At 43.4% G+C, this 21,302-nt stretch carries 19 protein-coding genes; 5 read left to right on the top strand and 14 right to left on the bottom strand.

What is annotated here, in order from left to right:
* Positions 1-71: 71 nt before the first annotated feature.
* From QZL64_RS04585 to pta, 4 genes are all read right to left on the bottom strand, one after another.
* Positions 72-1,382 (bottom strand): DUF445 domain-containing protein, encoded by a 1,311-nt coding sequence (locus QZL64_RS04585; protein ID WP_021840824.1) that lies wholly within the window; start codon positions 1,380-1,382, stop codon positions 72-74.
* On the bottom strand, positions 1,379-2,614 hold the full coding sequence (locus tag QZL64_RS04580; protein ID WP_021840823.1) for a DUF445 family protein: 1,236 nt from the start codon (positions 2,612-2,614) through the stop codon (positions 1,379-1,381). The genes QZL64_RS04585 and QZL64_RS04580 overlap by 4 nt, the downstream gene beginning before the upstream one ends.
* Positions 2,615-2,664: 50 nt before the next feature.
* The gene (locus tag QZL64_RS04575) at positions 2,665-3,372 is read right to left on the bottom strand and encodes an MBL fold metallo-hydrolase (protein WP_021840822.1); all 708 of its coding nucleotides are present in this window, start codon (positions 3,370-3,372) and stop codon (positions 2,665-2,667) included.
* A gap of 207 nt (positions 3,373-3,579) precedes the next feature.
* Positions 3,580-4,581 (bottom strand): phosphate acetyltransferase, encoded by a 1,002-nt coding sequence (gene pta, locus QZL64_RS04570; RefSeq protein ID WP_021840821.1) that lies wholly within the window; start codon positions 4,579-4,581, stop codon positions 3,580-3,582.
* A 438-nt stretch (positions 4,582-5,019) separates the two neighbouring features.
* Between pta and QZL64_RS04565 the strand changes: the two genes are divergently transcribed.
* The 3 genes from QZL64_RS04565 (at position 5,020) to bioF (ending at position 7,571) form a co-directional block, all read left to right on the top strand.
* Positions 5,020-5,526, top strand: a complete 507-nt coding sequence (locus tag QZL64_RS04565) for a hypothetical protein (RefSeq protein ID WP_021840820.1) — start codon at positions 5,020-5,022, stop codon at positions 5,524-5,526.
* Entirely contained in the window at positions 5,516-6,301 is a 786-nt protein-coding gene (locus QZL64_RS04560) for a 6-carboxyhexanoate--CoA ligase (RefSeq protein ID WP_021840819.1), read from the top strand. The genes QZL64_RS04565 and QZL64_RS04560 overlap by 11 nt, the downstream gene beginning before the upstream one ends.
* A gap of 97 nt (positions 6,302-6,398) precedes the next feature.
* Complete coding sequence (gene bioF / locus QZL64_RS04555) at positions 6,399-7,571, top strand: 8-amino-7-oxononanoate synthase (RefSeq protein WP_021840818.1); 1,173 nt, start codon at positions 6,399-6,401, stop codon at positions 7,569-7,571.
* A 204-nt stretch (positions 7,572-7,775) separates the two neighbouring features.
* Here bioF and QZL64_RS04550 read toward each other — a convergent pair whose 3' ends face one another.
* From QZL64_RS04550 to QZL64_RS04505, 10 genes are all read right to left on the bottom strand, one after another.
* Positions 7,776-9,116: a purple acid phosphatase family protein gene (locus tag QZL64_RS04550; protein ID WP_021840817.1), complete on the bottom strand. Its 1,341-nt coding sequence runs from the start codon at positions 9,114-9,116 to the stop codon at positions 7,776-7,778.
* Positions 9,117-9,296: 180 nt separating this feature from the next.
* Positions 9,297-9,923: a fibronectin type III domain-containing protein gene (locus QZL64_RS04545; protein WP_021840816.1), complete on the bottom strand. Its 627-nt coding sequence runs from the start codon at positions 9,921-9,923 to the stop codon at positions 9,297-9,299.
* Positions 9,924-10,574: 651 nt separating this feature from the next.
* Positions 10,575-11,582, bottom strand: a complete 1,008-nt coding sequence (gene mglC, locus QZL64_RS04540) for a galactose/methyl galactoside ABC transporter permease MglC (RefSeq protein ID WP_021840815.1) — start codon at positions 11,580-11,582, stop codon at positions 10,575-10,577.
* Between the two features lie 13 nt (positions 11,583-11,595).
* The gene (locus QZL64_RS04535) at positions 11,596-13,107 is read right to left on the bottom strand and encodes a sugar ABC transporter ATP-binding protein (RefSeq protein WP_021840814.1); all 1,512 of its coding nucleotides are present in this window, start codon (positions 13,105-13,107) and stop codon (positions 11,596-11,598) included.
* Positions 13,108-13,174: 67 nt separating this feature from the next.
* Entirely contained in the window at positions 13,175-14,212 is a 1,038-nt protein-coding gene (locus QZL64_RS04530) for a galactose ABC transporter substrate-binding protein (RefSeq protein WP_021840813.1), read from the bottom strand.
* Positions 14,213-14,287: 75 nt separating this feature from the next.
* Positions 14,288-15,469, bottom strand: coding sequence for an ROK family transcriptional regulator (locus tag QZL64_RS04525; RefSeq protein WP_021840812.1), 1,182 nt, complete (start codon positions 15,467-15,469; stop codon positions 14,288-14,290).
* A 20-nt stretch (positions 15,470-15,489) separates the two neighbouring features.
* Positions 15,490-16,644, bottom strand: coding sequence for a galactokinase (locus QZL64_RS04520; RefSeq protein WP_021840811.1), 1,155 nt, complete (start codon positions 16,642-16,644; stop codon positions 15,490-15,492).
* Positions 16,637-17,632, bottom strand: coding sequence for a galactose-1-phosphate uridylyltransferase (gene galT / locus QZL64_RS04515; protein ID WP_021840810.1), 996 nt, complete (start codon positions 17,630-17,632; stop codon positions 16,637-16,639). The genes QZL64_RS04520 and galT overlap by 8 nt, the downstream gene beginning before the upstream one ends.
* Before the next feature lie 317 nt (positions 17,633-17,949).
* Entirely contained in the window at positions 17,950-18,840 is an 891-nt protein-coding gene (locus QZL64_RS04510) for a helix-turn-helix domain-containing protein (protein WP_021840809.1), read from the bottom strand.
* Positions 18,841-19,174: 334 nt separating this feature from the next.
* On the bottom strand, positions 19,175-19,408 hold the full coding sequence (locus QZL64_RS04505) for an NADAR family protein (RefSeq protein WP_021840808.1): 234 nt from the start codon (positions 19,406-19,408) through the stop codon (positions 19,175-19,177).
* Between the two features lie 338 nt (positions 19,409-19,746).
* Here QZL64_RS04505 and QZL64_RS04500 point away from each other — a divergent pair, with 338 nt between their 5' ends.
* Positions 19,747-20,328 carry a hypothetical protein gene (locus QZL64_RS04500; RefSeq protein ID WP_021840807.1) on the top strand — a complete coding sequence of 194 codons (582 nt, stop codon included), beginning with the start codon at positions 19,747-19,749 and terminating at the stop codon, positions 20,326-20,328.
* A 426-nt stretch (positions 20,329-20,754) separates the two neighbouring features.
* Positions 20,755-21,252 (top strand): nitroreductase family protein, encoded by a 498-nt coding sequence (locus QZL64_RS04495; protein ID WP_021840806.1) that lies wholly within the window; start codon positions 20,755-20,757, stop codon positions 21,250-21,252.
* Positions 21,253-21,302: the final 50 nt, after the last annotated feature.

The following is a 21,302-nucleotide window of genomic DNA, read 5'->3' as shown; positions in this document are numbered from 1 at the left end:
ACTTTTTACACACACTTTTTGTCCTATAACTCGCGAAGTAAGACCGTTTATTTTTTCACTACAAAATATTCTTATAATCCCCACAAAGCCAAAAGCGGTTCATAGATAAAGTGTAAGAAACTCCAAGCGCCGAGGCCGCATACAGCACCTACCAAAGCACCGTTAATACGGATCCAGCTCAAGTCATCCTCTACTTTCGATTCGATGAAATAGATAAACTTCTCTGTGCTGAGTGAGCCCAGTACCTGTCGCACAATGACGCCCAGTAGCGCATGACTGCGCAATAACACATAACCGGCCATGTGCTGACACATGTTTTCCAATTTAGCTTCCAATTCCGGATTTTTACTGTAAACAGCCCACAACTCCTGTAACGACTGTTCCAATACATTAACCGGTGTACCTTCTTCAAAGGTATCTTCTTTATCCGACATGTGGATTACATTATGAATGTACGGACACACATAACTTTCCAAAACAGCTTCCCAATCTTGTTCGTCAATCCAGCGTTGCCACACATCGTCGATAGCTTTACCGACGGTGCTGTTATAGGCCAATTCCTGCAAAGGACCAAGCCACTGCTGCATCCACACAAGACGCTCCGTGCTGCCTGGCTGTTTCCACCGCTCCAATATCATGTAGAGCTCGCGCAACATGGCCATGGCCATATCGCGGGCATTAATAATGTCAAAGGTTTCCGAAGCACCAATAAGAATGGCGGACAGAATATTTTCCTTACGAGCCTGAATCTCACGATCAATCGTATTCGTAAGCCAGAACAAAACTTGCGGTTTATCGAGAGCTTCCTGCAGCAGCATGATGCCCTTAATAATCGTAGTTTCGTGCTTATTGGTTTTACAAACATCCGTTAAAAACTGCTGTAAAGGTCCCGTAATCGACTGGCGATGCAAGAAATAACGAAGTTTCTCAGCACCCCAAGCAGCCCACTCCCTTTCACTGCGACTATGCCACACTACATGGAGCAAACTGCGCAATGCCTTACGAATGTACTGACGGCCCTTATCACTCTTGATATAACCGTCAATATAAGGCACGAATTTCACCGACTTCAAAGCCCGCTGGCACTGGTCCAAAGTCAAAAGACGGGTTTCAATGAGGTTAACCAAACCGGAAATCATGCGCTCTTTATTGCGCGGAATGAGCGCCGTATGATACGGGAAGCCCAGCGGTTTACGGAATAAGGCAGTCACGGCAAACCAGTCCGCCACGGAACCGATAAGCGCCGATTGAACGAGCCAATATAAAGCTTCATACCAGGTAGCGGTAATGTAGAACTGCCCCACAAAAACCAGGGCGTATAAAACGGCGGAGCCAGCTAATATCCGATTAGCCCATACGCGATACGGTACACCACCAATCATAAGCTAACACCTCCTTGCACGAGTTGCGCCGCCACATAGAAGAGACCGCCCAACACAGCACCTACCAAGGAGCCGTTAATACGAATCATCTGCAAATCGTGATATAACTTACCTTTGATCAAATCGGCCAAGCGTTCCGGCGAATAGGAATTTAATTCACGCACTACCGATGTATCTACAAACGGCCGCAATTTACGAAGTAACGGAACCAGTTGATACAAAAGTAAACGTTCCAAACTCTGCATTTTGGCCTTATCCTGCAATAAACTGCGCGCATAAGATTCGGCTTCTTCTTGAGCCCGTTTGAAAATTCCCTGCCAAGCTTTAGTATCGCCGGCCATATCTACATCTTCCAAGGCATCCATAAGCCATGTATTCTTTTTGGTTTCTATGTACGCGCGCCACTCTTTATTGCGCTCCAGCTCAGATAAGAGCCAAAGCACCTTATTGTACACATACTGCCCCATGGGGGAATAAATCGATTCTTGCGAGCGTAAAAACTCCGTTGCTTTGCGCTGAATTAATTCAGCCACCCGTTCCGGTGAAAAACTGTCACTGCCGAGGGCTAACGCCAGCTCTCGCCAAAAGGAGTTTTCCGCATAACGGCTCATCATCGCTGCCACGATACCCGTAATATACGGCTGGATACCTTCAGAACCAATGAGTCGCTGCGCCATGCGATTAAGGTAGAGCCACAACGTCTCCGCCGTTTCATATTTCATCAAAAGATGACCAAAACGAATGAGGAGTGGTACCACTTCCCAGTGCTCCACGCCCTGCTTAATAGCGCCTGTCACTTCCTTGCGAAGGGGTGCTCCGTCAAAGCGATTGCCTAACTGTGAACCTACTTCTTCGATGAATTGATTTAATTGTTTACGCCCGTCATCGCTCAAAAAGTACATGAGAATGCGCTTCGGCAACTGTTCTTTTTTAATAATCGTATATACCGGCTGAACTCTGAGGAGTTCTTCCACCATCATATAACGAGCCGTTTCCACCAAGCGGGCCTTACTGCGCGGTATAAGGGCCGTTTTATACGAAATGCCTAAAGGCTTTTTAAATAATGCGGTCACCGCATACCAGTCAGCCAGGCCGCCGATCATGGCGGCACCGCTTACATGAGTCAAAAAGCCGAATAAGGGCTCTTGGCGAAACGGATAGACGCCTAAAAATATAATCATCATACAAAACAATAAGCCGGTGGCAATCGGCCAATCCGTTCGTCGTTTCATACTCAATCCTTTCGAACTATTCAATACTCTACTCACCAAACTCAATCGAATTATTCAATCCCATACTCTTCTAATTCAACGCTGTCGCCCGTATGTTTCGGACTCCAAACCGGCATATGTTCATACAAGGATTTAAAGTATAACGAAGGTTCCCAAACCGGACCGTGACGATGCATCGGTACAAATAGTTTTGGCAAACGTCCTACTGCATGTAAGAACTCAAAGGCGCCCCATTCACGGGCCGCTTCCAAGCGATCGTCTACCGGGAACATGGCAAGATCCGGCGTGATGCCGGCAATACGTTTAAATTCCTTGGCCGCAAAATCACGAGCAAAGTCGATATTTTCCGGCGTATCACCGAGCCAATGCCACCAGTTCAAATCGCCGGCATGGAAAATCGTAGCATCACCGGTATCGATTAAGAAGGACCCGCCTTCATCGGTGGAGCCGTACATGGTAACTTTAAGGTCTTCAACGTACGTCGTATCCCCTACGGCCATAACCGTAGTTCGTTCTTTAGGCATATCTTTATGTGGCACGTCGGTATGCACGATGTAACGCGTTGTAGGGCTGTTAAAATCTAAAATAGCCGGCGAATAATGATCGCCATGCCAATGGGTCACGAAGAACCACAATACTTTACCTGCCGCTTGCGCTTTTTTGACAACCTGCGCTTCATCTTTCCAATAATCAAAGATATAGCAGGTATCACCGGCATCAAGCATAAAACCGCTGTGTTCTAAATAATATAGTTTCATAGTATCACCTCTACTTAAGAGTCATAGATTATAGTAAGCAAAATATCTTAGCCAAAACAGGTCTTAAGAATCGCCTTATTGATAATATTATTACTAACAACTTTTATTATACCATAAAACACAAGCTAAAAAACTCCGTTATTGTCAGAGTTTTTCAAAAACCTACTACAATAACGGAGTTTATTATTCATTCGCTATATGAAATTCTTATTCAACACTTTCAGCTGCGGCAATAGCTACAACATCAACGATATCAGTAGCGAAGCAACCGCGGGATAAGTCATGAATAGGAGCTGCCAAACCTTGAATCAATGGTCCAAGAGCGGTAGCACCGGCAAAACGTTGTACCAATTTGTAACCGATGTTAGCTGCCTGAAGGTCAGGGAAAATCAAGATGTTAGCTTTACCGGCTACTTTGCTGCCAGGAGCTTTGCGTTCGGCAACAGATGGTTCGATAGAAGCATCAAGCTGTAATTCGCCGTCGAAGTCGAAATCTACATTGCGTTCTTTCAACATTTCAACTGCTGCAACTACTTTATCTACTTCAGGAGAGGACGCAGAACCTTTAGTGGAGAAAGATAAGAAGGATACGCGAGGGTTAGCCATATTGCCAACTTTGCGAGCTTTTTCAACGGAAGACATAGCGATGTCAGCCAATTGTTCGGAAGTTGGGTTAGGGATAACGCCGCAATCGGAGAATACGAGCATACCGTCGTCGCCATATTGTTTTTTGTCAGAGAAAACAAACATGGAGCTGGATACGGTTTTAAGACCAGGTTTAGTACCTACAACCTGTAAAGCGGCACGCAATACATTAGCCGTAGGGCTGGCAGAACCGGCTACCATGCCGTCAACTACACCGAGGTGTACCAACATAGCACCGAAGAATAAGCAATCGCCAAGCATAGTGGCTTTTGCTTTTTCAGGAGTCATACCTTTTTTAGCGCGTTTTTCTACGAAAATGTCGATCATTTCAGGTAAACGATCATAAGTTTCAGGGTTGATGATTTCAGCACCGTCAACGTTGAAGCCTTCTTTTTGAGCCAATGCTTTAACTTCTTCAGGGTTACCAACCAATACAGGGGTGGCAAAACCTTCTTTAAGAATTAATTCAGTAGCTTCTAATACACGAGCATCTTTGTATTCAGGTAATACAATTTTCTTGCCTAATGGTTTTACTTTTGCTTTTAAGTTTTGTACTAATTCCACAATATCGTCCTCCTTGACTGTGAACGGTCCCCTTCAACGGACCTTTTATACTATTTTATTATATCAAATCTGCAACAGAGATTAAAGGGGCTCATGTCATATTACTTTTTGTAAATTGATATGACTTTTAGAGATAGGTCAATTGCTAATTCTACGCTTTAATCTGCAGGGATACGTTTTATCATCTAGTTGATAAAAATCTCTCCTGTCAAACTACTTGTACTTTTTAACATAAACGCTGATATAACTTTATTTTCCTACATTTTCTCTATGATATTCCTGAAAAAATTTGTACAAAAATTTCTTAAAATTCTCATTTACAGTATACACCGACTGGGGTATAATATTCTCAAATGTTAACCATTTTATCCGCAATAGGTTTACATAAAGGTTAACAATAGGTATTAGGGGTATTATTTTTAGAAAAGGGGTTTACGTATGAAAAATTCTAACATTCGTTTCATTTGCGAAATCGCCATCTTGGCCGCCATGATTGGGATTACAGGCGCTATTAAATTACCGAATGTGATTCCCGGCATAGAATTCCAGCTATCCGCGCCACTCGCCGTTGCCATCTGCTGTGTATTCGGCTTTAAACGCTATATCATTGCCGGTTGCTTAGCCAGTGCCATTTCCCTCATGTTGGGCACCCACAACTTATTAAATGTAGCGATTCAGATGCAATTCCGCGTTATTGCCGGGGCCGTTCTCTATTTAGGTCACCGAGCCGTCTGGTCCCAGGTAATTGCCGGTCCGATTGCTTCTATCATTGCCCGCCTCACCTTGGGTCTCTTCTTCGGTAAATTAGCTATGGCAATGATTCTTATGGCCGTACCGGGCTATATTTTTACCGCCATCTTCTCCCCACTCTTAGTCAAAGTGTTGTCCCGCGTTCGTCGCTCTGTTCCGGCACTCTCCGGAGGTGATAAGGCCAATGCTTTATAGTATTCGTATGCGTTCGGCTAAAGGCGGTGCCCATGAAAACGGCGGCCACCATATTTCCGGGGCCNNNGGCGGCCACCATATTTCCGGGGCCGAACGAATTTTAAGTAAAGAAGAGTTAGCGCAAACAGCCTCTGAACTCGTAACCAGAGCGTTAACTCACAGCAAAGGCTGTGCCGACTTTATCCGCATCACCATCGATGCCATCGAAGATGACGACATCGTATATAAACCGGCTTTAGACGTTGCCATCACCAAAGCCGACTCCGTAGCGGAAGGTCTCGAAGCTGCGTACCGTCTCCTCGAAACCTCCGGCATTAATCGCGAAGCCATTCAAAAAGCCCTCTTTACCCTTCGCAGTCAACCGGAAAACATGCGCGGTGCTTTAATCTGCAACGCCGAAACCGGTGAACGGATGGACGATTTGGGCCTGCGCGGCGTGCGTGTCAGCCGCATGGCCTTTGCCGATCCGGCCGACGCTATCCCTCACTTTGAAAAACAAGGTCATACCGGTGTTCACTTCGAAGAAGCGTTGGTACTGGCCTCCAAAGTATTAGGTTACCCGGATATTCTCGGCGAATTTTGCGTCTCCGACGACCCGGACTACGCCGTAGGTTATGTAAGTTACGGCCACACCTATCACCGCTTAACGCCGGTCAAAGAGCTGGGCGATCAACGAGGCGGTCGCATCTTTTTTGTAAAACCTGACACTGACCTCGACTCCTTGCGCCATTACTTGGAAGAAACTACCGTTTTGGTAACAATTGAAACGATTTAGCAAATTTTGTTATAATAAAGGTAGGAAATTTCAGAGAGATTATTATAATTAAAAACGTTTTTTATCGTAGATTATTAATTATAAGCGGGGAGTTACTATGTTTAGAAAAGCCATCTGGGAACAAATGAATCAAGAGCTGGAAGTGCTCAAAGAAGAACATCGTTTTCGTCAATGTGTCGCCTATACGCCTATCGATAGTACGCATATCGAGTTGGACTGCAAAAAGTATTTAATGATGGCCTCAAACAATTATTTGGGCTTTACCCATAATGCGGATGTCATGGCGGCTGCCCAAAAAGCCATTGAAACTTACGGCACCGGATCCGGCGGCGCTCGCCTCACGTCCGGCACTAATCCGATGATTACGGAACTGGAAGAAGATTTGGCCTTTTTTAAAGGCACTACCAAAGCATTGGTTTTCAACACAGGTTACATGGCCAATGTGGGCACCATTTCCGGTCTCATGAAACCGGGCGATCACATCCTCAGCGATGAATTAAATCACGCCAGCATCATCGATGGTTGCCGTCTCAGCGACGCCAACGTGCATGTATATCGTCACAGCGACATGAAACACTTAGACGAGCTGCTTGCGGACTTACCGGCAACGGGCAAACGACTCATTGTGACAGACGGCGTTTTCAGCATGGATGGTGACATTTGCCATCTCCCGGCCATTGTAAATTTAGCCAAAGAGCACGGTGCTTTAGTTATGGTTGACGATGCCCATGCGACCGGTATTATCGGCGAAGGCAAAGGGGTAGCTCATCACTTTGGCTTAAGCGATGACGTAGATATTCAACTGGGCACCCTCAGTAAAGCCCTCGGCAGTGAAGGCGGCTATGTATGCGCCAACGAGGTAATCATCAATACCTTAATTAATCACAGCCGCAGTTTTATCTTCTCCACCGCTTTAGTGCCGGCTGCCGTAGGGGCCGCTAAAGCTGCGTTGGCTCTTTTAGAAAAAGAACCGTATCATATCGCTCAGTTGCGTGCAAACGTACACGATATGTCAAAATATTTAGAGCGTCACAACATCCCGGTGGCTCACAATGCCATTCCGATCTTCCCCATCATCGTAGGGTCTGATGAAAAAGCCTTGGCGGTTCAAGATCAATTATTCGAAAAAGGCATTATCTTGACGGCCATTCGCCCACCGACCGTGGCGCCCGGCGAAAGCCGCTTGCGCCTAACCGTATCGGCGGACCATACTAAAGAAGAATTGTGGTATGTAGCCGATACCTTGGCTGAAGCGTTGGGTAAACTATAATCGGAATCACTATAACAGCTAATACAAAAGGAAGTAACGATTTCATTGATGAAGTCGTTACTTCCTTTTTACTTTATATGACGTCGCTATATGCGAAATTATGTAATTATAATCCTATTACGAAATCAAGCAATTATAATGCTATTGCGGAACTATCCAATTATTATGTTATTGCGAAATTAGGCACTTATAATGTTACTTGCTTTATTTACGCAACGTAATCGAGTCAAACTTCGTGCCGTCAGCCAAGTACGCATCAACGGTCAAACTATTATTATCCTTACGAAGGACTAAGTAATTATCCCCGTCAAGATAAGGTGACACATACTCATCCAGCGGATGGTCCTTCCAAATCTCGGCATATTTCACATCACCCGCTACACCGGTAATGATATAGTACGGTCCGTTTTCACTGCGTTGGAAGTTTTCCACATGGCCGCGACGACGATACATGTGATAATGAGCCGACAATACCATGTCCACATTGTATTTTTCAAAAACCGGCATGAATAATTCACCTATATCACTGAATCCGGCCGTCATGCGTGCCACCTTCGTATTCGGATAGCTGAAGGTATCACGGTGCATGAGTACTACTTTCCAAGGCTTAGTCGTAGCCGCCAAATCTTCTTCAAGCCATGCCATTTGTTCATTACGCACTTCATCGCGATAGCTTTCATTCATCTCGTTAAACTGCGTATTCAGCACCACGAAGTGAACATCGCCATAATCGTAGGAATAAAAAGCACGTCGGGAAGAATCGCCGGCAGCCTCGCTATAGGGCTCAGCCTTTGGTGCATCAAATTTAAAGAAATGGTCATACGCAGTCGGCTCTTTTATCTGCCAATCCAGCGAATAGTACTCATGATTGCCGCTAACGCCGACAAAAGGAATATTCGCAATCATAGGCTCCACCGCGCCAAACCAAGCGTCCCACTGATAAGCCGATTCACCATTATCTACAAGGTCACCCATGTTGACAAAAAACGTGGCTTCCGGATTTTCTTTATAGGCCGTGTTTACCAAGCTTTGCCACCCGCTATAGTCCGAGGACTGGGAGTCCGGAAAAATCAAGGCGGTAAAACTGCTTTCGTCCATCGTATGCAAGGTATGCCAACCTTTGGTAATCACATTTTTGCCCACCTGATATTCATAGGTTGAATTCGGCGTCAAACCGGTAAGCTCCGCCCGGTATATATAGCGCACCGTCTTATCTTCTTCAAAGCGTTCCATCGTAGCCGGTACAGTCTCAATCGTACTATCCGATGCGCCGGCTATTTTATAAAGTACCACCGGATCGGCTTCCGGTGCGTGCGTTTCCCACATGATAATGCGAGAGTGCGTCATGTCCGGCGTAATTAATTGCCGTACATACATAGCCTCAGTCCCCGCCTGCGGCATCAATTCATAATACAATGTCCGCCCTTGGCGCAACATACCGGAGCCCCAAGCAGTTGAGCTGATAATGACCCCCATGACAACAATCAGCACCGCCATTGCACTTACCCACGTAAACCAACTTTTACTTCTCTTTTTTTCTTCCATATATCGTTACTCCTCTTATCTCATACATGTGATCCCACATGATATCTCATACATGTTATCTCACACGTTATCTCACAAACTGTATACAACCAAACAGCTCATCGAATATCTTCAATATCTTATATAGTCATTATATAGTTTGAAGTTAACTTCAAGTCAAGAAGAATATGGAAAAAAATATTAAATATCATAACAAATCAGCGTATTCGGATGAACATCCGGACAATCATGATTCGGTCCATGCAAACAAAAATGGGTATCGTATTTCTTGACCCCTACAATCTGCACCGAACCGCTTGTCTTAGGGATAACCCAAGATTGCGGCTTATTTGTTTCAAGAAATGACATTTTATCCATCTTATGCGTACTAAAGGAGTGCCATTCACCATCGGTATGACCTTGCTTCCCCACCTGGAAAACATACTCTTGATTGGGCTCTAAATCGCACAAATCAACACGGTATACATAGCGAGTCGTCTGATTTTCTCTAATCTTGTCCGTCGTCGCCCACAAAGTTTTAGCCTCGCTATCAGCCTCACCTTTTAATTTATAGACAACCACAGCATTTGCTTCAAATTCAGTTGTTTCCCATAAAATAGTTCGTTTCGTGCCCATATCCGGCCCCACTAATTGCCTGATATATAGTGGCTTCGTTCCCGACATAGGCATATAGGCGTGATAAGCTGCATCAAGCCGTTCCCCCAAAGTGCGCCCGTCATCTCTCCCGATTATCCCTAAAAGCCAGCCTCCAAGAATCACTATGATTCCTATTAAGAAGACGGCTACCACAAATCCCGTACGCTTCATTGCATATTACTCAACTTTCTAGTATTACACGTACCAAAATCACCACACAAACACAAAAAACACTAATATGCTATAGCCGATTCCCATGGCTATAGCTCTATTAATGTATTTTGATTCTCTTGTCAAAAGCATACACTCGCCCATAATTAATCTGCCAAGGCTTATGCAAGCTCTATACATATACCGGTACAAGTATTGTTACTGGCATACGCATCATTGTTTCCCTATACCTAATTTATAAATATGCATACTTAACGCAAAGCAATACATATATTTTTAAAGCGGTTCTCAACTTTCGCTTCACGACTTCTTCAAATAACCTTTTTATATTATATAACATAAATAATATATCGTGCAATATTTATAATCAAATTTTACAATCAAATAATGCTACTTTCCACAATCAATAGTCATTCCTAATCGCTCTAAAATCTTGATTATCAAATAGTGCAACACATTTATACAAAGACAGAAAGCGCCGTTAATAAATGAAAAATTCATTCATTAACGGCGCTTTTTTAAACATCTTAATTAATTCATATTTTCAAAAATTACAATATGTAATCATGTTGGCATCTGCGTATATATACTCACAGGGTGTACATATATACGTACAGAATCATTTCGATTGACTACCTAATCTGTCGTCAATTATTTACGGGCCAAGTATTTACGTACGTCAACAGCTACGGCGATAACGATGATTAAGCCTTTAATGATGAGCTGCCAGTATGGGCCCATGCCTACGAAAGTGAGGCCATAGTTGATTACCGTAAAGATAAGTACGCCGGCAATGATGCCCGGTACCGTACCAACACCACCGGTAATGGATACACCACCTACAACGGCTGCGGCGATGGCATCCAATTCGTACATGTTACCATAGTTGTTTGTTGCACCACCGGTACGAGCGGCTTCCAAAATACCGCCTACACCATAAAGGGCGCCGGCAATTACATAAATGGCAATTAAGGTAGCACCTACGTTGATACCGGATACAACAGCTGCCTGAGCGTTGCCACCGATGGCAAACATGTTTTTACCAAGTACTGTTTTGTTATACACAATCCACATAATAAAGGAGATAACTGCAGCAATAATAACGATATAAGGAATCGTCATGAAGCCTAAATCCATAGCTCCGGAACCGAATACGGTAAATTCAGGACGTAAACCGCCGATTGGCTGAGAGTTGTTTGGCTCCATGTCAAAGTACAAGGAACAAACACCATAGGTCATAACCATAGTACCCAAGGTTGCGATGAACGGTACGATACGCAAGTACGCTACGATTAAACCGGACACCAAACCAACGCAAGCGCCTACGGCAATGGCGATAATAATCGGTAAGAAAGTCGGTAAATTTGGCGCCTGTTCAAAGAACGGATGCGGATAACTTGGCAACTGTGATAAAGACGCCGAAACAACCGCGGTTAAACCAACAACACGACCGGCTGACAAGTCACAGCCTGCGGTTATCAGAATCATAGCTGAACCAAGGGCAATAATAACACGCGGTGACGACTGAATTAAAATATCCCGAAAACTGGTCATTGATAAGAAATTAGGGCTATAAATTGATATAGCAGCTACCAATACAACGAGTACGATGTAGATAGCATTTTGTGTCATAAACTTGCTAACGCGAGATCCACTCATAAGTCATATCCTCCTATAATAAACCTGCCGTAGCAAGTTCCATGATTTTCTCTTCCGTTGCGTCTTTCGCATCCAGAATCCCTTCCATTTTACCGTTACTCATAACCATGATGCGGTCACTCATGCCGAGCAATTCGGACATTTCCGACGAAATCATGATTACGCTTTTGCCTTGGGTAGCCAAGCGATTGATAATCGTGTAGATTTCATATTTGGCCCCTACGTCGATACCACGAGTCGGTTCATCAAGTAAGAGGATTTCCGGATTCGTATTTAACCAGCGAGAAATCAATACCTTTTGCTGATTCCCGCCCGATAAGGATTGAATGCGGGTCTGCGTATCCGGCGTCTTGATACGCAAGGAGCTTACGCCTTCCTCCGTGTCGATTTCACGCAATCTGTCATTTAAGAGACCTACTTTATTGCGATACTTCGGCATGCAAGCCATCGTATTATTATCGACAATATTAAGCATCGGGAAAATACCGGTAGCCCGTCGTTCTTCGGTGAGGAGCGCGATATGATGTTTCTTCGCATCGCGCGGACTACGGATTTTAACTTCCTTGCCGTGGATAAAAATTTTACCATCCGCCAAGTGACGAAGTCCGAACAGAGCTTCAATAACCTCGGTTCGCTGCGCCCCTACGAGACCACCGATACCGAGAACCTCACCTTTACGAAGGGAGAAATTTACACCTTTGAAGGAATGGTCACGAATGGATGTCATATTTTCTACGCGCAATACTTCTTCCCCCGGTACATTGGTTTTCTCAGGGAAAAGTTGCGTCATTTCACGGCCAACCATGCGTTTAATAATGAGGTCCGTGGTCAATTCGTCTGACGGCCAAGTGCCTATATAATTACCATCACGCATAATCGTTACTTCGTCGGATATGCGGAGGATTTCTTCCATTTTATGAGATATATAAATAATGGCAACCCCTTTTGCTTTGAGCCCGTTTATGATTTTAAATAAATGCTCTACTTCATCACTGGTCAAAGAAGAAGTTGGTTCGTCCATTACGATAATGCGAGAGTGATGCGACACCGCTTTAGCAATTTCAATACTTTGAAGTTTGGATACGGATAAGTTCCCAGCCAATTCCAACGGGTCAATATCAACATCTATTTCCTTAAAAAGAGCCTCTGTGTCGGCCTTCATTTTTTTATGGTCAACGAGTTTCAACGGACCATAACTTTTAAGCGGAAAACGGCCAAGCCATAAGTTTTCCATAACAGTCTGTTGTAATACAGGATAGAGCTCTTGGTGAATCATAGAAATACCAAGGCCTAATGCGGTACGGGAATCGGTAATGTCTACCTTTTCACCGTCCAGAATAATTTGTCCTTCATCTTGCTTGTAGATGCCGAATAAACATTTCATCAAGGTCGATTTCCCAGCTCCATTTTCGCCCATAAGCGCGTGTACCGAACCTGGACGGAGCCGCAGAGATACATCATTCAATGCTTTAACGCCGGGAAATGACTTTGATATATGTTGCATCTCTAAAATATATTCACTCATGCTTGCCCTCCTACCGGTTCAGTAAGTGAGGGAGGCCTGCAACAAGCCTCCCTACCTACTGCAATGACTACTTATCACCTAAGATTTGATCTGCATTTTCTTTCGTTACGATTTCGTAAGGAACCCAAATATATTGTTTGTCAACAATTTCAAAGCCTGTATTTTCTTTAGTTGGAGCTTCCCCTTTAGCCAATACGAGCATCAAGTTGAATACAGCATCGCCTTGTTTTTTCGCATTGTTAAGAACAGTACCTAATAAAGTGCCGTCTTTAAGAGCCTGTACTGCAGGAGCCGTAGCATCCACGCCTACAACCGGCATATATTTACCGTTCTGGAAGTAACCGGCAGCTTTCAATGCTTCGATAGCACCTAAAGCCATGTCGTCATTATTTGCGATAACTGCGTCAATCTTATCACCGTAGCTGGATAAGAAAGCAGCCATTTTTTCTTGACCTTTAACGCGGTCCCACATAGCTGTATCTTGTGCCACTTCTTGTACCTGAATACCTTCTTTTTTGAGGGATTCAATTACATATTTAGAGCGAAGTTCTGCATCCTGATGGCCCGGTTCACCTTTGATAAGTACATAGTGTAATACATTATCGTTGCTCTTATATGCTTCCGGATGTTTCTTGAAGTAATCAGCTAAGATTTTACCCTGCATTTCGCCGCTTTGTTCAGCTTTAGCGCCTACATAGTAAACTTTATCCCATTTAGCCATGTCTTCTTTTAATGGTTCACGGTTAAGGAATACTAAAGGAACATTAGCTGCTTTAGCTTTGTCGATAATCCCGCCGGCTGCCGGACGGTCAACAATGTTAACCCCGATGGCTTTGTATTTCTTGTTAAGGAACAAGTCAACTTTTTCATTTTGTGTAGGCTGCGAGTTCTGGCTGTCTACGATATCAACTTTAGCTTTGCCTTTAGCATCAGCATCGATACGCGCACGTACACCGCTCATAAAGGTATCATCAAACTTGTAAATAGCCACACCTACTTGTGGTAAATCACCACTGCCGGATGTGGAATCACTGCCACAACCTGCCACTACTAAGGTACCTACTGCGAAGGTAGCCAACATTGCTGCTTTCCATGCCTTTTTCACGAGAAATTCCTCCTTTGAGACGAAAATGTAGACTCTATAATTCGCTTTCTTCTAGCGTATCTACCAACTGTTCGTTTAACGCCCATTGAGCCATACTTCACCGGCTCTGCGGCTGCTGACAATATCCACCATGCCCAGCAATGTGTAATAACTACCGTTGCCGGAGTAAACCAAATCGACGGATTGTGCCCGATGTAAATTCTTTTCCAATACGGTACGTAATATCGGATCCATGGTCCCCACCGCATTGCCCATAGCGCTACTTACGACAATGCGCTGCGGGTTAATCATGTTATATAAATTAGCTAAGGTAATGCCTAAGTATTTGCCTACCCGATTCAAGGCTTCCAAACAAATTTCATCGCCTTCCACGGCAGCCTCATAAATAGGTTCTACCCGGAATGCATCATTTATAATGGCTCCATTGTCAGTTACTTTGGATAAGCGACCTTTTTTGATTTCCGTCAACACATACTCCCGAATGGCTGTTTCCGATGCCACTTCTTCTAAACGTGTGAAGGAATCCTCTTTTGTTTCATCAATATCGATGACGGAGTAACCGATTTCGCCGGCATAATCATTGTAACCACGATAAAGCGAGCCGTGATAAATCAAAGAGGCGCCGAGACCGTAGCTGAATTTCAAAACCAAGAGGTTTTCAATGCCTTTGCCGCTGCCGTAATAATATTCGCCGGTAGCTAAGCAGCGCACATCATTTTCCACATAAGCCGGTAATTGGAACCGTTCTTCCAAAATGTACTTGAACGGAATATTGGACCATTTACCGTTTGGTGAAAAAATGGAAATTCCTTTTTGCGAATCCACGGGGCCGCGTAAGATGAGGCCGATAGCAGCAATCGTCCAACGCATATCCTCAATGATATCTTCGATACAATGATAAATCGTATTTAATATTTCTTCTGATGAAAGGCCGATAATCGACTGTTGCATCTGATATAAAATAATGCCCCCCGATTGCACTACATAACAAAATACATTATGAGTACGTACGTGAACCATCAGCATCATTTCTTTTTGCTCATTAAATTTCAACAGCATCGACGGCCGCCCCAATGCACTGCGCTCCTGTCGATCTTCATAAATAAGACCTTTTTCAGCCAACGTACTGCAAATATTGGTTACCGTCGGTGGTGTAATGCCCGTATTACGAGCAATAATTGCTTTTGAAACAGAGCCGTTACGACGTATATAATTTAAAATTATTTCGTCATTATTGAGTGCCTGTTTAGTTTGCATCTTGTCCCCTTCCCGAAAGCCTATAAATTATATACGCCATCGCCTATCTCAGCATCATATAAGGTCGGTACAGTGCCAATAGCCTCTTCATAAAGTTTTGGTACAGCTTCTTTAAAAGCCTCTACCTTATCGCTTGCTACCAAAGCAATCGCACAGCCCCCAAAACCGGCGCCTGTCATACGCGATGCCAAACAGCCCGGTTGCTTACGCGCAATCTCTACCATCGTATCCAATTCCAAACCGCTTACTTCATAGTCATAACGTAAGGATTCATGAGAAGCCGTAATAATTTCGGCAATCTTTGCCGTATTGCCTTCACGAAGGGCATCCATGAAGGCCATAACGCGTAGGTTTTCAGTGATCGCATGACGAGCACGGCGACGCAATACATCATCTTCGATGAGATCCAAGTCCTCTAAGGTACCCAGGGATAGGCCCGATAGAGGATGATGTTTTTGGATTTCTGCCAAAGCCGCATCACATTCACCTTTACGCTCGTTAAATTTGGAATCAACTAAGCCGCGTTTTTTATTGGTGTTCATAATGATGAGGTGGTAATCGCCCCAGTTAAGTGGTACATGTTCAAACTCCATAGCCGTACAGTCGAGGAGCACGCCGTGTCCTTCTTTGCCGTGGCTGATGGCGAATTGGTCCATGATACCCACTTTAACGCCTACGAAATTGTATTCAACCTGCTGTGCCATTTCTGCCAACTTCGTGCGGTCAATCGGCGTCTTGCCAAGATGTGTCCACAACATGTAACCCGTTAAATCGAGAATACAAGCAGAGGATGAAAGCCCCGCACCGGCCGGTAAATTACCACTGTAGAATAAATCCATCCCCTGTAAGGTGTAACCATCTTTTTTCAAATATTCAATGATGCCAAGCGGATAGTTGGCCCAATCATGAGCTTCATCGTAAACGAAATCATCATTAATATCTACCACAATTGTGGCTTCCATATTTTCAGAATAAAGACGAACTTTAGAATCGTCCCGCAGGCGCATAGCGCCCCAAATCCCGCAAGTCAGAGCGGCCGGAAACACATGACCGCCATTGTAATCCTGATGTTCACCAATGATGTTCACACGCCCCGGGGCAAAATAGCAATCAATGGGTTCTCCGGTATCGCCGAATTGCTCAATAAATTTAGCTATCAGTTCCTCTTTAGTCATTACTTTCTTCCCTTTCTATAATCTTCGTCACCAGCTTACGCAAAACCGGTGCCGTTTCTTCAACTGCGCTCGTATTGGCTGCGGCCCAAGCGCCCATTTCCGAGGAAGCATAGTATTTAATCTTATTAGCTTCTCTAAATGGCGGATAAAATTCAATATGGAAATGATAATAATCGTTAGCATCATCATATTCCGGCGAGTTAACCGGCCGTTGATGGTAAACCATCATGTACGGGAACGGTGCATTAAATAATTCGTCGAATGCGTGGGTAACCACTTTTAACATACGAGCCAAATCTTCTTTTTCTTTGGCCGTACATTCGGAAAGCATGCTGAAATGACGTTTCGGCACAACGAATACGCCGTACGGATAATCCGTAAAGAACGGAATATACGCTAAGAAACTGTCATTTTCGGCTACAATACGCAAATCCGATTTTTGTTCCGCTTGGTTCATCTGACAGAGCAAGCAACGCTGTGTTTCTTCATAATGGTCCTTACAGTTCTTAAGTTCCGTTTCAATCTTCTGCGGCACGAACGGATATCCGTAAATCTGTCCGTGAGGATGCGGCATCGTTACGCCTACGGCTTCCCCTTTATTTTCAAACGGATAGACATACTTAATCTTCTTATCCGCTGCAAGAGCCGTACAACGATCCGAAATTAATTCCAACAGGTCGATAATATGGCCTACGGACAATTCATAGAATTTAACCGAATGACGCGGCGAGTACAAGATAACTTCGCACTTACCATGATTTTCTGCGCTCTTGTAAAAACCTGTTTCATCCACAAACGGTGCTTCCGGATGTTGGGTTAGAGCCGGAAAATCATTATCATAGGCATACACGGTAAATTCGGATGGTACCTTTTTCCCTTCTCCCGGGCAAAACGGGCACCAATCTTTTGGCATAGTGGGACGTAATTTACGGTTTGACGCTACCATCGTCCATGTGCCGAGCAATGGATTCCATCTTAGTTCTGACATAATCTCCGCTCCTCACATTTAATAAACTACTTAAGAAAATATATTACAAATATATTTTCGCTCATGATTGCTATTTTTTCAAGTAAAATTTTACAAAAACTCATACCTATTTGACATACATTTTACTAAACTCAAAAAGAGGTCATAAAACCGCATTATTACTGCAGTCTTACAACCTCTTAAGTCTGTTTTTTATAATTTTTTATTCAAATTTTAAGTAAATTAGTTAATTTCTTAATTAAGTATTATCCAAAAACATATATTAAACAATTAAGCAAAGTGCTCATTTAATATAAGTAAAATACGCATGTAATTGGTTATTTCTTAGCCACAGCCGCCATGAGCGCTTTAATATCCGTGCCTTCGGCCACCATGCGCCAAGTTTCCAGTTCATCACTATCAACCAATAAATAGAGGTACGCCCACACGATGCGGTTATAGCGTCTGAAATCAGTAACAACCTTGACCACCTTCGACACAATGCCCACATCTTTGGCCACATCTTCAATCGTCTTCAAAAGCTCTACGGTATGACCGTTGGCAATCGCTTTCACGCAAGACGTAATCACTTGACCCAAACGTTCATGCAAAGCCCCTTCTACATCGGCAACGCCGCGTGCTTCAAAAATCTTGCGCAATTTGGAGCGAACCAACATGGCTTCTTCCGAACCGATATGCATGAAGACAATACTCATCCCCTGATCATCCAAACGTTCACCGAAGAGACGATTCATGCCCGCTTCGCTGATGAGGAACGTGCCGTCACTGTTGCGACATTCTCTTTCGTTAAAACGATTGAGGCCGCCCCCTTGACACGCTTTAATAACAGCCGTCAAACCAACTTCCCAAATTTTGGCCGCTTCACTGTCCGTAAATACTTGCTCTACCACCGACTTAGGCGTTTTCACAACCGGCTTTTTATTGGCCAACGCCGCTAACGTAGCAATACTATGCTCTTCAAAATATGGCTTTTCAAATTCATAGCGCGCTTGCGCTACCATCTGTAACAATACATCATCCGGCTTTTCAGCATAACGACCATCGAATGCATCCTTGCCATACCAATTAACTACTACGTCGTCAATCACAACTAATTGCAGTGTATCATGCACAGACAATGTGCCTTTTTCAAGCGCCTTGCTCACTTGAGCCGCCAATGCCAAATACCCTTTTCTCATAGCCTCTGAATCACAACGAAATTCTCGCATAATACACATCCTTCCTGCCGAACAGTGTTAATGTCCGTCGTTTCTTTCTGCTTACTATTCTTCACACTAAATTCATCTTAATTATTTCTATTTTAATCAAAAATTTAGATAATCTACTACATCTTATAATAACAGTAAAAAACATTATGCGCTAGTGTTAATATCAAATAAATCATAGGTATTATGCGTTTAGTGAATCTCGTTGTAATGTGAGCATTCCCAGCGGGTATTTCGTGGCACTTTGTCCACACAGAATATGCAATTACATAAATTCCTAACCTTTTTCATCTTTAAGCAATGCATTGCCCTTCATTAGTTATATTAATTTTCTTGCTCAATTTTCTTGTTCAAATTTCCCCTTTAAATCAGTCTTTATTTCCTCGCGAACGCGCATCAGTATTTTACCCAAGTTATTCTCCCCTTCGCCATCGACCATACCCCAGAAAGTATCGCCCCAATCATTGCCTTCTATCAGCATTCTATCGCGCGTTGCCAACAGTTTAGCCTGCTGCCTTTTCGTTGCTACTTCTTTGTTCGGCATCTGACTTTTGTGTGTTTCAGTCACCATAATTACCTCCCCTTTACCTAAGTCATTAGTTTTAACAGTAAAAAATAGCCTCCTAAACAACTGTCTAAAAAGCTATTATTATCGTATTAAACTTATGCTGCTTTGCCTATAAATGAGTAGTTCAAATGACTTAATGCAAAAATTTTAGCCACCTCAATAAATACGTAAAACCCTTGGCAATATAGGTCAAATCTCTAACTTTCGATGATTGAATTACTAAAAATTTCGATTTTTTTAGTCCACTCCCTTGAACTCTTTGTTTTTATTGTGCTATAATAATGATATAGAAAAAAATCGATATTCAAAATTTATTGATATTCGAAGGGAGATTATATATTATGAAATTACAAAAATTATTAATATTAGGTTTAGCATTAACAACAGTTGCGGGCGTAGCTTCCGCTAAAACTTTACCGGCCGATCAATGGTACTGGGTACATTCCGACGCTGACTACACAACTCGTGTTAACGTTCCTTCCGTTAACTACGATGTAAATACAGATACAGCTGATTTCCAGGCAGCTGCCGTAAACCCTAACACAGGTCTTACCGATGTAGTAAACTACAAATTAGACTTCGCTAACAACACATTATACGCTTACCAGAAAGACGTATACCCTAACAACTCTGAAAACGTTCAGAGCACTTCCAACGCTAACGGTGCAGGCCATGCTATCCAGCCTAACACAGCTGACGCTGCTTTAGAAACTGTAGTAGCTAACCTTGTTAACCGCGACTACCAGTTGAAAAACAAACCGGACATCGCTATTACTCCGGCCGAAGCTCAACAGAAAAAAGTAGAAGACGCTAAAATCGCTGCTACTTGGCAGAACGCACAGGCTCAGAGCAACTTAGAAGCTCAGAAAACCGATATCATCATCGACAAAACTGACACTGAAGCTCAGAAACCTGCAAAATAATAAATTAAATAGTAAATAATAAATAATAAGTATTACGTACTAAGGCATTTATTAATTTATATTTCGCCTTGTAACATAACTATTCTCTCTCAGTTGTACTTATTAAGCCGACAAACAATAGCCCAAGCGTAACAGCCGTATGCATTGGTCTATTCATATCAAAGAGGCAGTAACCATCCGAACCGACTCGGAGGTTACTGCCTCTTTTTGTGTTATTCTTCTTCGTATTGCTATGCCCCCTATTCCCTGCGGGACTGAACTTGACATAAAGTATATAATGAAATTAAGTAACACATTTAAGTATGTAAATATATTAAAGGTTAAACAACAACAATGCCTTGCAAGCGCAAGAGATTAATATAGGAGCGTCGGTTTACAAAAGTTAGCATTAACTATTAAACAGTATAATTGTTAGGAGGACTCATCATGAACAGCATTTTCCACAGAACCAGTATCCGCAAATATCAAGATCGCCCGGTTGAACCGGAAAAAATCACAGAAATTCTTCATGCCGGTATGCAAGCACCGTCTGCGGTTAACCAACAGCCTTGGGAATTCTATGTGGTAACCAATCGAGAAGTGATTGAAAACTTATCCCGGGTTTCCCAATATTCGCACTGCGTAGCCGATGCCCCGGTTGTTATCGTGCCGGTCTATAAAGTTGATGGAATTCCGGTACCATCAATGGCTCCGCTCGATATGGCTATTGCGCAAGAAAACATTTGGCTTCAAACAGATGCCCTCGGACTCGGCGGTGTATGGATAGGCATCGCACCATTTGAAGATCGCATGGAGTACGTACGCAAAGTGTTAAACTTACCGGAAGGCCTACATCCATTCTCACTCTTTCCTTTGGGCTATCCCGCCGAAACAAGAAAACAACAGAACCGATTCTTTGAAGAGCGAATTCATTATGTGAAGTAAATCCTCTAAATTATTTAAGGGGGCTGTAACGAAATTGAGTTTTTTAACTC

The sequence above is a fragment of the Veillonella sp. CAG:933 genome, from assembly GCF_000431435.1.
Lineage (GTDB): Bacteria > Bacillota > Negativicutes > Veillonellales > Veillonellaceae > Veillonella_A.
This window is presented reverse-complemented; position numbering and strand designations above follow the sequence as displayed.

Excerpts from the sequence above, each read along its gene's own strand:
- QZL64_RS04585 (WP_021840824.1), bottom strand. The coding sequence starts at position 1,382 with ATGATTGGTGGTGTACCGTATCGCGTATGGGCTAATCGGATATTAGCT.
- QZL64_RS04580 (WP_021840823.1), bottom strand. The coding sequence starts at position 2,614 with ATGAAACGACGAACGGATTGGCCGATTGCCACCGGCTTATTGTTTTGT.
- QZL64_RS04575 (WP_021840822.1), bottom strand. The coding sequence starts at position 3,372 with ATGAAACTATATTATTTAGAACACAGCGGTTTTATGCTTGATGCCGGT.
- QZL64_RS04565 (WP_021840820.1), top strand. The coding sequence starts at position 5,020 with ATGAAAAATTCTAACATTCGTTTCATTTGCGAAATCGCCATCTTGGCC.
- bioF (WP_021840818.1), top strand. The coding sequence starts at position 6,399 with ATGTTTAGAAAAGCCATCTGGGAACAAATGAATCAAGAGCTGGAAGTG.
- QZL64_RS04550 (WP_021840817.1), bottom strand. The coding sequence starts at position 9,116 with ATGGAAGAAAAAAAGAGAAGTAAAAGTTGGTTTACGTGGGTAAGTGCA.
- QZL64_RS04545 (WP_021840816.1), bottom strand. The coding sequence starts at position 9,923 with ATGAAGCGTACGGGATTTGTGGTAGCCGTCTTCTTAATAGGAATCATA.
- mglC (WP_021840815.1), bottom strand. The coding sequence starts at position 11,582 with ATGAGTGGATCTCGCGTTAGCAAGTTTATGACACAAAATGCTATCTAC.
- QZL64_RS04535 (WP_021840814.1), bottom strand. The coding sequence starts at position 13,107 with ATGAGTGAATATATTTTAGAGATGCAACATATATCAAAGTCATTTCCC.
- QZL64_RS04525 (WP_021840812.1), bottom strand. The coding sequence starts at position 15,469 with ATGCAAACTAAACAGGCACTCAATAATGACGAAATAATTTTAAATTAT.
- QZL64_RS04520 (WP_021840811.1), bottom strand. The coding sequence starts at position 16,644 with ATGACTAAAGAGGAACTGATAGCTAAATTTATTGAGCAATTCGGCGAT.
- galT (WP_021840810.1), bottom strand. The coding sequence starts at position 17,632 with ATGTCAGAACTAAGATGGAATCCATTGCTCGGCACATGGACGATGGTA.
- QZL64_RS04510 (WP_021840809.1), bottom strand. The coding sequence starts at position 18,840 with ATGCGAGAATTTCGTTGTGATTCAGAGGCTATGAGAAAAGGGTATTTG.
- QZL64_RS04505 (WP_021840808.1), bottom strand. The coding sequence starts at position 19,408 with ATGGTGACTGAAACACACAAAAGTCAGATGCCGAACAAAGAAGTAGCA.
- QZL64_RS04500 (WP_021840807.1), top strand. The coding sequence starts at position 19,747 with ATGAAATTACAAAAATTATTAATATTAGGTTTAGCATTAACAACAGTT.
- QZL64_RS04495 (WP_021840806.1), top strand. The coding sequence starts at position 20,755 with ATGAACAGCATTTTCCACAGAACCAGTATCCGCAAATATCAAGATCGC.